Here is a 12,472-nt window from a genome sequence, read left to right as displayed (position 1 = left end):
TGGCGGCCTTGAGCTTGAACTCACTCGAATAAGATTTACGCATATCCAAACACCTCAAATTTGGGCGCTATCATAGCGCCCGATTGAAGTGTCCAAAATCATTAGGCCAGTTCAGCTTGCCCCCGATAGCGGTAGATCAGCCAGCCCCTGTATAGACTGGCACACCGTCATCGGGGGCAAGCCCCCTCCCACATTTAGATTTCATACAACCTGCAAGACTACAAAACCCTATATAATGTGCGACTTTTAGCCGTCCTGACCTTTAAGGAGCTTTAGTGAGCACGTTGCCACCCTGCCCGAAATGCAATTCCGAATACACCTACGAAGACGGCGCCCAGCTGATCTGCCCGGAATGCGCCCATGAATGGTCCGCCAATGGCGAGGCCGAAGTGGCCGGCGATGAAACCGTGAAGAAAGACTCTGTGGGCAACGTCCTGCAGGACGGCGACACCATCACCGTGATCAAGGACCTCAAGGTCAAGGGCACGTCCCTGGTGGTCAAGGTGGGCACCAAGGTCAAGAACATCCGCTTGTGCGACGGCGACCACGATATCGACTGCAAGATCGACGGTATCGGCCCGATGAAGCTCAAGTCCGAGTTCGTGCGCAAAGTCTGAATCCGCTGCATCCATCCCGCGCCCGCCGCGGGATGGCGTTTTGCCCTCCTTCCTGACCCACCTCAATATCCACACAGAAAAACCAACAAACTGCCAATAGACGCTTGCTATTCTACGAATAAGAATTATTCTCATTGAAATCCATCAAGGAGATGCACCATGACTTATTTGATAGATGCCTGGCTGGACCGCCCACACCCTTACCTGCGGATCCTGCATCGGGAAACCGGTGAAGTCTGTGCAGTGCTGGAAGAAGAAGCGCTGAATGAATTGCAGGACCAGGGTGACCTGGACGTCAACGGCCTGAGCTCAAGCGAACCCGGTGTGCTGAAGGAGGTGGTGCGTAATTTGTTTCTGTTCTGTTATGCCCGGGCGTTGCGCCCGGCGACTGAGCTCAATGGCAAGTTTCATCCATGAGCAAACGCGCAAAACACTGTTGGGGCGAACAGGTTCGCCCCAACAGGTAATCAGCAGGTCTTACAGAACGTCGAGCAGTTCGACGTCGAACACCAGCACGCTGTGCGGCGGAATGCTGCCAACGCCTTGAGCGCCGTAAGCCAGTTCGCTCGGCACGTACAGACGCCATTTGCTGCCGGCATTCATCAGTTGCAGGGCTTCGGTCCAACCGGCAATCACGCCGCCAACCGGGAATTCTGCTGGCTGGCCACGCTCGTACGAGCTGTCGAACACAGTGCCGTCGATCAGGGTGCCGTGATAGTGGGTACGGACTTGATCTTCACGAGTCGGCTTGGCGCCTTCGCCGGCCGTCAGCACTTCAAATTGCAGGCCGGAAGCCAGGGTGGTGATGCCATCGCGCTTGGCGTTTTCAGCCAGGAAGGCAAGGCCAGCGCCAGCAGCGGCTTCAGCCTTGGCGGCTGCTTCGGCTTGCATGACTTCGCGGATCACCTTGAAGCTGGCAGCCATTTGCTCTTGGTCAACGCGGCTTGGCTTGCCAGCGAATGCGTCGGTCAGGCCAGCCAGGATTGCGTCAAGGTTTACGCCCGGTGGCGGGTTGTCGCGCAGTTGGTCGCCCAACTGACGGCCGATACCGTAGCTGACGCGGGTTTCGTCGGTGGACAGATTAACTTCGGACATGAAGAGGCTCCGCTGTAGGACAACGCGATTTCCCGCGCTGCCCGAAACTAAAAGGGCCCGCAGACTAGCACACAAGACTGCCCCTTGATGAGCCCTTAGTCGTGCTGCACACCGCTGGCGACCCTTCGTCGCCACATGGAATAAAACACCCTTCAGAATCAAGACCCGCCGCCGATACAGCGCTACACCTTGGCTGGCTCAAATAACAACACCGTCCAGCAAACAGACATCACTCTTGCGGAGCATTCGATGAATAGCTGGTTCGGTAACATAAGCGTCAACCTCAAACTGGGCCTGGGCTTCGGCCTGGTGCTTGTCCTCACCTCGATCCTGGCACTGACTGGCTGGACCAGCCTTGGCGGCCTGATCGACCGCAGCAACTGGATGAGCGACATCACCCAGCTCAACGCCTCGCTGACCAAACTGCGCATCGTGCGCCTTCAATACATGCTGGCCAACGGTGACGAAGCCGTGGCGCAAAACGTGCAGACCAGCCTCGATGCCTTCGCCGCCCAGCAGCAGAAACTGCTCGACAGTTTCAAGAGCCCGGAAAACCTCAAGCTGCTCAACGAGCAGAAAGCAGTCATCACCGCCTACCAGCAATCCCTGAACAAAATGCGCGAGGCTTACCGTAACGGCAATGCCTCTCGCCAGGTGATGGGCGACAAGGCCGACAGCGCCAACGCCCAGATCGACGCGCTGGAAGCCAGCGTCAAGCAGATGCCCGACAGCTCGGAGCATCTGGCCCAGTTCCAGGCCGTGGCCGAAGCAAAGATGCAATTCCAACTGGCCCGCTACGAAGTGCGCGGCTACACCGGCAACGTCAGCCCAGACACCGAAGCCCGCGCTGCCGCACAGATCGACAAAGCCATTGCCGGCTTGAAAGACCTCGGCGCCGCCGTTGGCGCCAGCCAGCAAAGCGCGCTGACCGCGCTGGAAACCGCTCTTGGCGCGTATCGCACGGCGGTGCAGAACTACAAGGCGGCCAACGCCAATATCGTTGCTGCCCGTGCTGAAATGACCACCCAAGGCGCTGATATCGTCACCATCAGCGACAAGCTCTACGATATCCAACTCAACCGCCGCGATGCCGAAAGCGCCCAGGCCCGCAGCCTGCAACTGATCAGCACCCTGCTGGCCCTGCTGGTTGGCATCATTGCCGCACTGGTCATCACCCGTCAGATCACCCGCCCGATCCAGGAAACCCTGGCCGTGGTGGAACGCATTGCCTCCGGCGACCTGAGCCACAACATCCAGGTGACCCGCCGCGATGAACTCGGCGTGCTGCAACAAGGCATCCAGCGCATGGGCACCACCCTGCGTGAGTTAATCAGCGGTATTCGTGACGGCGTGACCCAGATCGCCAGCGCCGCCGAGGAACTGTCGGCCGTGACCGAGCAGACCAGCGCCGGCGTGAACAGCCAGAAGATCGAGACCGATCAAGTGGCCACCGCGATGCATGAAATGACCGCCACCGTGCAGGAAGTCGCGCGTAACGCCGAACAGGCTTCCCTGGCCGCTGCCGATGCCGACGGCCAAGCCCGCGCTGGCGACAAAGTGGTGGCCGAAGCCATCGCCCAGATCGAACGCCTGGCCGCTGAAGTGGCACGTTCCACCGACGCCATGAGCCACCTGCAACAAGAGAGCAACAAGATCGGCAGCGTGATGGACGTGATCAAGGCCGTCGCCGAACAGACCAACCTGCTAGCCCTCAACGCCGCGATCGAGGCGGCACGCGCCGGTGAAGCCGGTCGCGGGTTTGCCGTGGTCGCCGACGAAGTGCGCGGCCTGGCCCAGCGCACGCAAAAATCCACCGAAGAGATCGAAGGCCTGGTCGCCGGTTTGCAGAACGGCACCCAGCAAGTGGCCAACGTGATGAACAACAGCCGCAGCCTCACCGACAGCAGCGTGGAGCTGACGCGCAAGGCCGGTGTATCCCTGGAGAACATCACCCGGACAGTGTCGAACATCCAGTCGATGAACCAGCAGATCGCCGCCGCCGCCGAGCAACAAAGCGCCGTGGCCGAAGAGATCAGCCGCAGCATCGTCAATGTGCGCGACGTGTCGGAACAGACCGCCACCGCGAGTGACGAAACAGCGAAATCGAGTGTGGAACTGGCTCGTCTGGGCAGCCAGTTGCAGCAGATGGTCAGTCATTTCCGGGTTTAACAAACCAAAAAGCCGCCTCGGGATTAACCGAGGCGGCTCCACTTCTCAGACCTTACAGGTCATCAAAGCTGTCCCGCAGGAACTTCCATACGTGGTAAGCACGCAGGCAGTTCACTACGAGGTTCCAGGTACGTCGTGCAAACTTAGACATACTCGGCCCTCCGTGAGTTGGGCCTTACCTCCAGCGCACTTACCGGAACACGCGAGCCTTCGGACGCGGGTCAGCGCTTCCTGTGAGGCGGCCGGGCTAATGGGCCTCCCGCATTAATCCGGCACGGATTACTAGCCCGTGGCGGTTGGTCCAGAATTCGCGTGCACGCCCGGATCACCTCACATCGACGAACTTAGAACGGGGAGGAGCCTAACCAAAATCCCAGTCGAAGGTGTGACCAACGATGCTCAAACACCAGTATTGCTCGATAGATTCATTGCAAATTTTTACGGTGCAAAAAGGCAAGAGAAATCATCAAAACGATAATCCTCTGGCCTTGCGAGATGATATGAGCGGCGGTAGTATTCCGCCTGTTGGTCAGCGCTTCCTGTGAGACTTCAACCCCAGCCGAAAACTGGGATTGCAATAAAAAACCGCCCTACTAAGGCGGTTTTTTATTGCCTGCGATTTGCCCTTCAGCCCTCACCTTCCTCGACAAACACCACCCGATTCCCAAACGGGTCCTTGATGCTCATCTCCCGCGAGCCCCACGGCGTTTCTTCAACACCGGGCTTGGCATAACGGTAGTCCTTCGCCTGCAATTGCTGCTGGTAGGCATCCACTCCCTGCGCCTGGATCCGCACCGCAGCCCCCGGCGAGGCATCGCCATGGTGCTCGGACAAATGCAGCACGCATTCACCCAACGACACTTGCAGGTACAGCGGGTAATTCGCTTCGAAACGATGCTGCCAATCGACCTTGAACCCGAGGAATTCCACATAGAATTCCAACGCCTTTGTCTCGTCGAAAATCCGCAGGATGGGGGTGACTTTTCCTAAGTGCATGGCAACCGCTCCGTGTAAAAGATCGCCCACTATAAAGACGAAAAACCGCGACGCAAATCCCCGCTGCGCGCAAGGAATCGCCCAGGGCGCTGACCGTTCGCCTGCCCGTCGCTGTAGCTCAGCACGCCATTGACCCACACCCCGTCAATGCCTTCTGCCGCCCGTTCCGGCGTTTTAAAGTCCGCCATATCCCGCACCCGCAACGGATCAAACAACACCAGGTCGGCCCAATGCCCTTCACGAATGGCTCCGCGATCCGACAAGCCAAAGCGCGCTGCCGACAAGCCGGTCATCTTGTGCACCGCCGTATGCAGTGGAAACAACCCCACGTCACGGCTGAAATGCCCCAGCACCCGTGGAAACGCCCCCCACAAACGCGGATGGGGAAACGGGTCTTCAGGCAACCCGTCCGAGCCTACCATCGACAACGGATGCGCCAGGATTCGCCGCACATCCGCCTCGTCCATCCCGTAATACACGGCGCCCGCCGGCTGCAGGCGGCGGGCGGCGTCCATTAATGAAACATTCCACTCGTCGGCGATAGCCTGTAGATCTCGCCCGCCCATGTCCGGATGGGGCGTGGACCACGTAATGGTGATGCGAAACGCGTCGGTCACCTGCTTCAAATCCAGGGTCGAAGAACTGGCCGCATAGGGATAGCAATCACACCCCACCGGATGGGTTTTCGCCGCCAGTTCCAGTGCGGCCAACAGCTGCGGACTGCGCCCCCAGTTCCCCGCCCCTGCACACTTGAGGTGGGAAATAATCACCGGTGCCTTGGCATGTCGGCCAATCTGAAACGCCTCACCCATCGCCTCCAGCACCGGCTCGAATTCGCTGCGCAAGTGAGTGGCGTACACCGCACCGTAGGCCGTCAGTTCTTCACTGAGTTGCAGCACTTCATCGGTCTCGGCATTGAACGCGCTGGCGTAGGCCAGGCCTGTGGATAAACCGAGGGCGCCGGCTTCCAGACTCTCGTGCAGTTGCACCCGCATGGCGGCGATTTCATACGGTGTCGCAGTGCGATGCAGGTCGTCCATGTGGTTACTGCGCAGCGCTGTGTGGCCGATCAACGCCGCGACGTTGACGGCTGGATGAGCGCTTTCCACGGCGCGGCGATAGTCGCTGAAACGCGGATACACAAACGCCGCAGCGCCACCCAGCAGGTTCATCGGGTCCGGCGGATCGCTGCGCAAACTGACCGGCGAGGCGCTGATGCCGCAGTTGCCGACAATCACTGTGGTCACGCCCTGACTGAGCTTGGGCAGCATCTGCGGGTGGCGTATCACCACGGTGTCGTCGTGGGTGTGCACATCGATAAAGCCTGGCGCCAATACGCGGCCGGTGGCGTCGATTTGATGCTCGGCCGTCGCAGCAGACAGCTCACCGATTGTCTCGATACGCCCCTCGCGCACCCCCACATCCGCCACGTAACCCGGTGTGTTGCTGCCATCGATGATCAGCGCGTGGCGAATCAGCGTGTCGTACTTCATATCAGTCTCCAAGCGGCAGGCTGTCGGGGCCGCCGCGATAATCGTCCAGGGCCAGTTTGATCCGGCGCAGGCGTTCCTGGTTAGCGTCCGGCAGGGCCAGCGCCAGCTCGGTAGCGAGCAGGTCGATGGCCAACAGCAGGCCATAGCGCGCTGCGGTGGGTTTGTAGATAAAACTGGTTTCGGCCGGTTGCAGGGGCAATACCACGTCCGCCAAACGCGCCAGAGGGGAGTCGGCCAGGGTGATGGCGATGATGCGTGCGTCGTAGTTGCGCGCCAGCGCCACCACGTCCAGCAGTTCCGGCGTCAGGCCGGTCAACGAGCAGACGATCAGCGCATGTTCCGGGCCCAGCGTCGCAGCCGTGACGCGCATCATCACCGGATCGTGGCAAGCGGCAATCGGGTAGCCCAGGCGAACCAGGCGCACTTGTAACTCGTCGCTGCACAGGCTTGACGGGCCGCCCATGCCGAACGCATGGATCATCCGCGCCTTGCTCAGCAGGCTGACCGCATCGGCGAAACTGGCCTGGTTGAACCCCGATAAGTGCTGTCGCAACGTTGCCTCGATGTCCCCCAGAATCTGCCGGTGAAACGCCGACTGTTCGGGCAACCCCGCCGGGTCCAGGAAACGACTGCCGACGCCACTGGCCTGGGCCAGTTGCAGGCGCAAATCGCGTAGGTCGCGGCAACCGACGCTGCGGGCAAATCGCGACAACGTTGCCGTACTGACCTCAGCCCGTTGGGACAACTCCTCCAGGCTGGCCGACGCCGCAAAACCGACGTCATCGAGCATCAGCTTGGCGATACGTCCTTCGCCGGCGCTGAAAGACGCCTGGCGGGCGCGGATCTGGTAGAGGATGTCCATGGGGGCTCCAGGGTCAGAGGATGCAAGACAGACCGTACGTAAGACCGAAGGCGACCACCGAAATCAATGTCTCCAGCACGGTCCAGGTCTTGAAGGTCTGGATCACCGTCATATTGAAGTATTCCTTGATCAGCCAGAAGCCGCCGTCATTCACGTGGGAAAAGATCACCGAACCCGCACCGGTGGCCAGCACCAGTAATTCAGGGTGTGGATAACCCAAGCCCAGGGCGACGGGTGCGACCACGCCGGACGCGGTGGTCATCGCCACCGTGGCCGACCCGGTCGCAACGCGCATCAACGCTGCGAACAACCAGCCCATTACCAGTGGTGACAGGTGAAACGCATGGGCCAGGCCAAGAATTTCGTTGGTCACTCCAGCGTCCACCAGGATGCGATTCAACCCGCCGCCCGCGCCCACCAGCAAGGTGATGCTGGCGGTCGGCGCGAGGCATTCGTTGGTGAACCTGAGGATCGATTCGCGGTTGAAGCCCTGGGCCAATCCCAACGTCCAGAAACTCACCAGGGTCGCCACCAGCAAGGCGATGACCGAGTTGCCGATAAACAGCAGGAATTGGTTGAAGCCGGTCCCCGGCGTGGAGATTACATTGGCCCAACCGCCGATCATCATCAGCACCACCGGCAACAGGATGGTGCCCATGGTCAGCGCGAAACTCGGCAAACGGGTGCGCGGTTCACGCTCGATAAACTGGCGCTCCAGCGGGTTTTCCGCCGGCAGGTGGATGTGCGGCACGATGAACTTGGCGTAAAGGGGGCCAGCAATGATCGCCGTGGGGATACCGATCAGAATCGCATACAGCACGGTCTGCCCCACCGACGCGTTATACGCCAGCACCGCCATCATCGCCGCCGGGTGCGGCGGCACCAGCGCGTGCACCACCGACAGGCCGGCGACCATCGGCAGGCCGACCATCAAAATCGACACGCCGACCCGTCGCGCCACGGTAAAGGCGATGGGCACCAGCAACACAAAACCCACCTCGAAAAACAGCGGCAGCCCCACCAGGAAGGCAATGCACACCATCGCCCAATGGGCATTGCGCTCGCCAAAACGGTTGATCAAGGTGCGCGCCACCTGCTCGGCGCCGCCGGACTCGGCCATCATCTTGCCGAGCATGGTGCCCAGCGCCACCACGAGCGCGATATGCCCCAGGGTCTTGCCGACACCCGCCTCATACGAGCCCATGATCGTGTCCGCCGGCATCCCGGCCATCAGCGCCAGGCCAATGGACACCAGGGTGATGACGATAAACGGGTTGAGTCGGTAACGTGCAATCAGCACGATCAAAGCAATGATGGCGATGGCAGCGTATGCCAACAGCCCGAAGCCCGGTGATGCGGCCATGCGGTACTCCTCGGAAAGGGTCACGTCGATTTGGTTGTGAAACTCATAAATCATTACCGAGGGGTGTTTTCAAATTTTATGAAAGTAAATTTCGCCCACAGACAAGCGCTGTCGCGTTGGGATATGCCCGACACCTGCGTATGAAAATTCAGGGGTTGTTCTTACATGAAGATCAGAGAACCGGAAACTCAACCCAGCCGGTTGAGTCATAGACTGCACATCCACTGTTGCCAGGAACATCGCCCATGATTCGCACGTCTCTCGCCGCCGGCGCCCTGCTTCTCGCCGTCTGCGGCGCGGCCACCGCCGCCGACAACCCAGCGCTGAAAAAATGCATGGACGGCGCCAACACCACCGCCGACATGGTTACTTGCAACGCCAAGCAAGCCAAGGTGCAGGACACGCGCCTGAACAAAGCCTACAAGATCGCCCTCGCCGCCCAGGAAGGTGCCCGCAAGCAGCAACTGCAAGACGTGCAGCGCCTGTGGATAAAGTACCGCGATGCCAACTGCGGGTTTATCGGCTCAGCCACCGGCGGCACCATCGATCAGGTCAATGGCACCGGCTGTGTGCTGGACATGACCCAGGCGCGCGCCCAGGAACTGGAAGACCTGGTCGGGCCGTGATCCCCCGCCACAGATGCGCAATCAGTCGTGATGCACCCGCGCCCGCTTGAGCAACTTCTTGCAGCGCTCCGACAAATGCAGCACCCGCAGATGCTTGCCGGCCTTGGTGTAGCGCTCGCGCAGGGTCATCAGCGCGGCAATCGCTGAATAGTCGACAAAACTCAGGTGACGGCAATCCAGCGTCACCTGCTCCGGGTCATTGGCCGGGTCGAACTGATTCAAAAACGGCGTAGTCGAGGCGAAGAACAAGGTGCCGTGCAGGCGATAGAGCTTGCTGCCGTCAGCTTCCTGGTGCTCATCGGCATACAACTCGCGGGCCTGTTGCCAGGCGAAGTTGAGCGCGGCGATCACGATACCGCACAGCACGGCGGTCGCCAGGTCGGTAAACACGGTAATCACCGTCACCGCGATAATCACCAGCACATCATTGAGCGGCACCTTGTTGATCACCCGCAGCGACGCCCAGGCAAAGGTCTGCTGGGACACCACGAACATCACCCCCACCAGCGCCGCCAGCGGGATCCGCTCGATCAGCGGTGACAGAAACAGAATGAACAGCAGGATCATCACCCCGGCAAACACCCCGGAAAAGCGCCCGCGCCCGCCGGAGCTGAGGTTGATCACGGTTTGCCCGATCATCGCGCAACCGCCCATGCCGCCGAACAGGCCCGAGACCATATTCGCCGCGCCCAATGCCACGCTTTCGCGGTCTGGGTAGCCGCGGGTTTCAGTGATTTCGTCGGTCAGGTTCAGGGTCAGCAGGGTTTCCAGCAGGCCGACCATGGCCATCAGGAACGCATAGGGCGCGATGATGCCGAGGGTTTCCAGGGTCCAGGGGATCTGCGGCAATGCAAAGGTCGGCAGGCCGCCGGCGATGTGGGCCATGTCACCGAGGGTACGGGTCGGCAGGCCAAGCAGGTACACCGTCAGGCCCACGCCGAGGATCGCCACCAACGCCGGCGGCACGGCGCGGGTCAGGCGTGGCAGCAGGTAGACGATGGCCATGGTCGCCGCCACCAACGCGGTCATCACATACAACGGCGTGCCGCTGAGCCAGGCTTCACCGCTCTTGAAATGCTCCAACTGCGCCAGCGCGATGATAATCGCCAGGCCGTTGACGAAGCCGAGCATCACCGAATGCGGCACCATGCGCACCAGCTTGCCCAGGCGCAGCAGGCCGAAGGCGACCATGATCAACCCGCCCAGCAGCACCGTCGCCAGCAGATACTCCACGCCGTGCTGCACCACCAACGCCACGATCACCACCGCCATCGAGCCCGCCGCACCGGAAACCATACCGGGCCGGCCGCCAAACAAGGCCGTCAGGGTGCAGATGATAAACGCGCCGTACAGGCCCATCAGCGGGTTGAGATGAGCCACCAGGGCAAAGGCGATGCATTCGGGCAGCAGCGCGAAAGACGTGGTGAGGCCGGCCAGGGCATCGGCGCGCAGACGGGTGAGGTTCATGAGGTACCAGGGAATTGCGGGGGATAAGGCAAGGGATGGTACGGAATTGATCAACTCGGGGCTAGTCTGGAAGAGCGAGTCGCCGCCATCGGGAGCAAGCCCCCTCCCACACTTGACCGCATTCCAATGTGGGAGGGGGCTTGCCCCCGATGGCAGCGACTCGGTCTCAAGCGAACCTCACACCCTCTCGCTGCAAATCCACTCAACGACCGACGTGCGCATCTCAGCACGCATACCGCGCCAGCTTGGCCTGGATAAAGTCCAGGAAGCACTGAATACGCAACGCCAGTTGCGAGTTACGGTAGAACACGGCGTGGATCGGCTGGCGATAACCGCTGTTGAACGCCTCCAGCACTGGCACCAGCCGCCCGGCGTCGATGTCGGCGCTGGTCATGAAGTTCGACAGGCAACAAATGCCCTGCCCTTCCAACGCCAGCTGGCGCAAGGTTTCGCCGCTGGACGCGGCGATGCTCGGCTGGATCAGCCAGCGGTCGCCTGCCACATGGCGCAGCGGCCAGTGGTTGAGGGTTTCGGTCTGGGTGAAGCCGAGCAACGTGTGGTCGGCCAACTCGGCGACGGTCTGCGGCGCGCCGTACTGCTTGAGGTAGTCAGGGCTGGCGAGGATGTGCAGCGGCGTACACCCGAGGGCGCGCGCATGCAGGGTCGAGTCGGCCAGGGCGCCGATGCGGATGGCAATGTCGGTGCTTTGTTCCAACAGGTCGATGATCAGGTCATCGCTGTTCAACTCCAGCTGGATCTCCGGGTACAGGCTGCGAAACTCGGCGATGTACGGCACGATCCCATGCAGCATGAACGGCACCGCGGCGTTGATACGCAGCCGGCCGGCCGGTTTTTTCTGGCGTGACGACAAGCGCTCTTCCAGCTCATCCATGTGCGCCAGGATCAGCTTGGCCTGTTCGAAGAAGTACTTGCCCTCTTCGGTCAGGTCCATGCGCCGCGTGGTGCGGTTGATCAGCGTGGTGTCGAGTTTGGCTTCCAGGCGCGACAAGGTACGACTGACCGCCGACGGCGTCTGCCCGACCTGCTCCGCCGCAGCGGAAATCGAGCCGCACTCGATCACGCTGACGAAGATCTGTAGCTCATCGGATCGGGCTTTCACGGGCGGTCCTCGTTATCGGTTCACCGCAGCTTACACCGAGAGGTTGAACACCTGCGCCAGATGCTGCTCGTAGCGCGCCACGTCCGCCTCGATGGCCGGGCGTTTCATCACATCCACGCACAGGAAAGTCGGCAGGCCGGTCATGCCGAGGAACTCGTTGGCCTTGTGGAACGGGAAGTACACCGCGTCCACGCCTTTGGCTTCGAAGAAATCGCTCGGGTCGTCGAAGGCTTGCTGCGGCGCGTTCCAGGTCAGTGAGAGCATGTACTGCTTGCCCTGGATCAGGCCGCCACTGCCGTATTTCTGCGAAGCATCGGAACGGGTGCGGCCGTCGCTGGCGTAGAGGCTGCCGTGGCCTTCGGTGAAGACTTCGTCGATGTACTTCTTGACGATCCACGGTGCGCCCATCCACCAGCCGGGCATTTGGTAGATGATCACGTCGGCCCAGAGGAATTTCGCGACTTCGTCGGCGACATCGTAGCCTTCGTCGATATGCGTGACTTTGACGTCGATACCGTTGCGGTCCAACAACGCCAGTGCGGTGTCATGCAAGGTGGTGTTGTAGCGGCCATCGGAGTGGGCGAACTTTTTGCCGCCGTTGAGCAGGAGTACTTTTTTCATGGGAGGGCATCCAGAAGTTGAAAATGTCTGGACGCAGACTATC

13 protein-coding genes and 1 pseudogene are annotated in these 12,472 nt (G+C 60.8%); 6 read left to right on the top strand and 8 right to left on the bottom strand.

The features are described 5' to 3' along the window. Positions 1-275 precede the first annotated feature (275 nt). A complete protein-coding gene (locus tag EJD88_RS14945; protein WP_003230858.1) occupies positions 276-617 on the top strand; it encodes a zinc ribbon domain-containing protein YjdM in 342 nt (113 codons plus the stop codon). Between the two features lie 159 nt (positions 618-776). Continuing rightward, positions 777-1,034, top strand: a complete 258-nt coding sequence (locus EJD88_RS14940) for a hypothetical protein (protein WP_003194088.1) — start codon at positions 777-779, stop codon at positions 1,032-1,034. A 60-nt stretch (positions 1,035-1,094) separates the two neighbouring features. Here EJD88_RS14940 and EJD88_RS14935 read toward each other — a convergent pair whose 3' ends face one another. Beyond that, a complete protein-coding gene (locus tag EJD88_RS14935; RefSeq protein WP_099587252.1) occupies positions 1,095-1,712 on the bottom strand; it encodes an FKBP-type peptidyl-prolyl cis-trans isomerase in 618 nt (205 codons plus the stop codon). 249 nt (positions 1,713-1,961) lie between these two features. Here EJD88_RS14935 and EJD88_RS27570 point away from each other — a divergent pair. The 3 genes and pseudogenes from EJD88_RS27570 to EJD88_RS14925 form a co-directional block, all read left to right on the top strand. Beyond that, positions 1,962-3,026 (top strand): annotated as a pseudogene (locus EJD88_RS27570) (methyl-accepting chemotaxis protein); the annotation flags it as partial. Next, positions 3,018-3,881 (top strand): methyl-accepting chemotaxis protein, encoded by an 864-nt coding sequence (locus EJD88_RS27565; protein WP_371260691.1) that lies wholly within the window; start codon positions 3,018-3,020, stop codon positions 3,879-3,881. The pseudogene EJD88_RS27570 and the gene EJD88_RS27565, both read left to right, overlap by 9 nt. Positions 3,882-4,276: 395 nt before the next feature. Further along, the gene (locus EJD88_RS14925; RefSeq protein WP_158878360.1) at positions 4,277-4,426 is read left to right on the top strand and encodes a hypothetical protein; all 150 of its coding nucleotides are present in this window, start codon (positions 4,277-4,279) and stop codon (positions 4,424-4,426) included. A gap of 82 nt (positions 4,427-4,508) precedes the next feature. Here the strand turns inward: EJD88_RS14925 and EJD88_RS14920 are convergent, their stop codons facing one another. Genes EJD88_RS14920 through EJD88_RS14905 form a run of 4 tightly spaced genes read right to left on the bottom strand, consistent with a single transcriptional unit; the run spans position 4,509 to position 8,595 of the window. Continuing rightward, on the bottom strand, positions 4,509-4,877 hold the full coding sequence (locus EJD88_RS14920; RefSeq protein ID WP_158878359.1) for a glyoxalase superfamily protein: 369 nt from the start codon (positions 4,875-4,877) through the stop codon (positions 4,509-4,511). Positions 4,878-4,906: 29 nt separating this feature from the next. Continuing rightward, the gene (locus tag EJD88_RS14915) at positions 4,907-6,370 is read right to left on the bottom strand and encodes an amidohydrolase family protein (RefSeq protein WP_158878358.1); all 1,464 of its coding nucleotides are present in this window, start codon (positions 6,368-6,370) and stop codon (positions 4,907-4,909) included. Position 6,371: 1 nt separating this feature from the next. After that, entirely contained in the window at positions 6,372-7,232 is an 861-nt protein-coding gene (locus tag EJD88_RS14910; protein ID WP_112196727.1) for a MurR/RpiR family transcriptional regulator, read from the bottom strand. Between the two features lie 13 nt (positions 7,233-7,245). After that, entirely contained in the window at positions 7,246-8,595 is a 1,350-nt protein-coding gene (locus tag EJD88_RS14905; protein ID WP_244653895.1) for a gluconate:H+ symporter, read from the bottom strand. Between the two features lie 245 nt (positions 8,596-8,840). Here EJD88_RS14905 and EJD88_RS14900 point away from each other — a divergent pair, with 245 nt between their 5' ends. Beyond that, positions 8,841-9,221, top strand: a complete 381-nt coding sequence (locus EJD88_RS14900; RefSeq protein WP_099587246.1) for a lysozyme inhibitor LprI family protein — start codon at positions 8,841-8,843, stop codon at positions 9,219-9,221. Positions 9,222-9,242: 21 nt separating this feature from the next. On the opposite strand, the gene EJD88_RS14895 is transcribed toward EJD88_RS14900, so the two are convergent. The 3 genes from EJD88_RS14895 to EJD88_RS14885 all read right to left on the bottom strand — a co-directional run bounded on the left by EJD88_RS14895 (position 9,243) and on the right by EJD88_RS14885 (position 12,429). Continuing rightward, positions 9,243-10,688, bottom strand: a complete 1,446-nt coding sequence (locus EJD88_RS14895; protein ID WP_112196729.1) for a SulP family inorganic anion transporter — start codon at positions 10,686-10,688, stop codon at positions 9,243-9,245. Positions 10,689-10,911: 223 nt separating this feature from the next. Beyond that, positions 10,912-11,808 carry a LysR family transcriptional regulator gene (locus EJD88_RS14890; RefSeq protein WP_158878356.1) on the bottom strand — a complete coding sequence of 299 codons (897 nt, stop codon included), beginning with the start codon at positions 11,806-11,808 and terminating at the stop codon, positions 10,912-10,914. Between the two features lie 30 nt (positions 11,809-11,838). Beyond that, on the bottom strand, positions 11,839-12,429 hold the full coding sequence (locus EJD88_RS14885; RefSeq protein WP_158878355.1) for an NAD(P)H-dependent oxidoreductase: 591 nt from the start codon (positions 12,427-12,429) through the stop codon (positions 11,839-11,841). Between the last annotated feature and the right edge of the window lie 43 nt (positions 12,430-12,472).

This window comes from Pseudomonas sp. PB105 (genome assembly GCF_009764655.1).
GTDB classification, from domain to species: domain Bacteria; phylum Pseudomonadota; class Gammaproteobacteria; order Pseudomonadales; family Pseudomonadaceae; genus Aquipseudomonas; species Aquipseudomonas cyclaminis.
The sequence above is the reverse complement of the archived record's forward strand: the minus strand, read 5'-3'. Positions and strand labels throughout refer to the sequence as shown.

Excerpts from the sequence above, each read along its gene's own strand:
- EJD88_RS14940 (WP_003194088.1), top strand. The coding sequence starts at position 777 with ATGACTTATTTGATAGATGCCTGGCTGGACCGCCCACACCCTTACCTG.
- EJD88_RS14935 (WP_099587252.1), bottom strand. The coding sequence starts at position 1,712 with ATGTCCGAAGTTAATCTGTCCACCGACGAAACCCGCGTCAGCTACGGT.
- EJD88_RS27565 (WP_371260691.1), top strand. The coding sequence starts at position 3,018 with ATGGGCACCACCCTGCGTGAGTTAATCAGCGGTATTCGTGACGGCGTG.
- EJD88_RS14925 (WP_158878360.1), top strand. The coding sequence starts at position 4,277 with ATGCTCAAACACCAGTATTGCTCGATAGATTCATTGCAAATTTTTACG.
- EJD88_RS14920 (WP_158878359.1), bottom strand. The coding sequence starts at position 4,877 with ATGCACTTAGGAAAAGTCACCCCCATCCTGCGGATTTTCGACGAGACA.
- EJD88_RS14915 (WP_158878358.1), bottom strand. The coding sequence starts at position 6,370 with ATGAAGTACGACACGCTGATTCGCCACGCGCTGATCATCGATGGCAGC.
- EJD88_RS14910 (WP_112196727.1), bottom strand. The coding sequence starts at position 7,232 with ATGGACATCCTCTACCAGATCCGCGCCCGCCAGGCGTCTTTCAGCGCC.
- EJD88_RS14905 (WP_244653895.1), bottom strand. The coding sequence starts at position 8,595 with ATGGCCGCATCACCGGGCTTCGGGCTGTTGGCATACGCTGCCATCGCC.
- EJD88_RS14900 (WP_099587246.1), top strand. The coding sequence starts at position 8,841 with ATGATTCGCACGTCTCTCGCCGCCGGCGCCCTGCTTCTCGCCGTCTGC.
- EJD88_RS14895 (WP_112196729.1), bottom strand. The coding sequence starts at position 10,688 with ATGAACCTCACCCGTCTGCGCGCCGATGCCCTGGCCGGCCTCACCACG.
- EJD88_RS14885 (WP_158878355.1), bottom strand. The coding sequence starts at position 12,429 with ATGAAAAAAGTACTCCTGCTCAACGGCGGCAAAAAGTTCGCCCACTCC.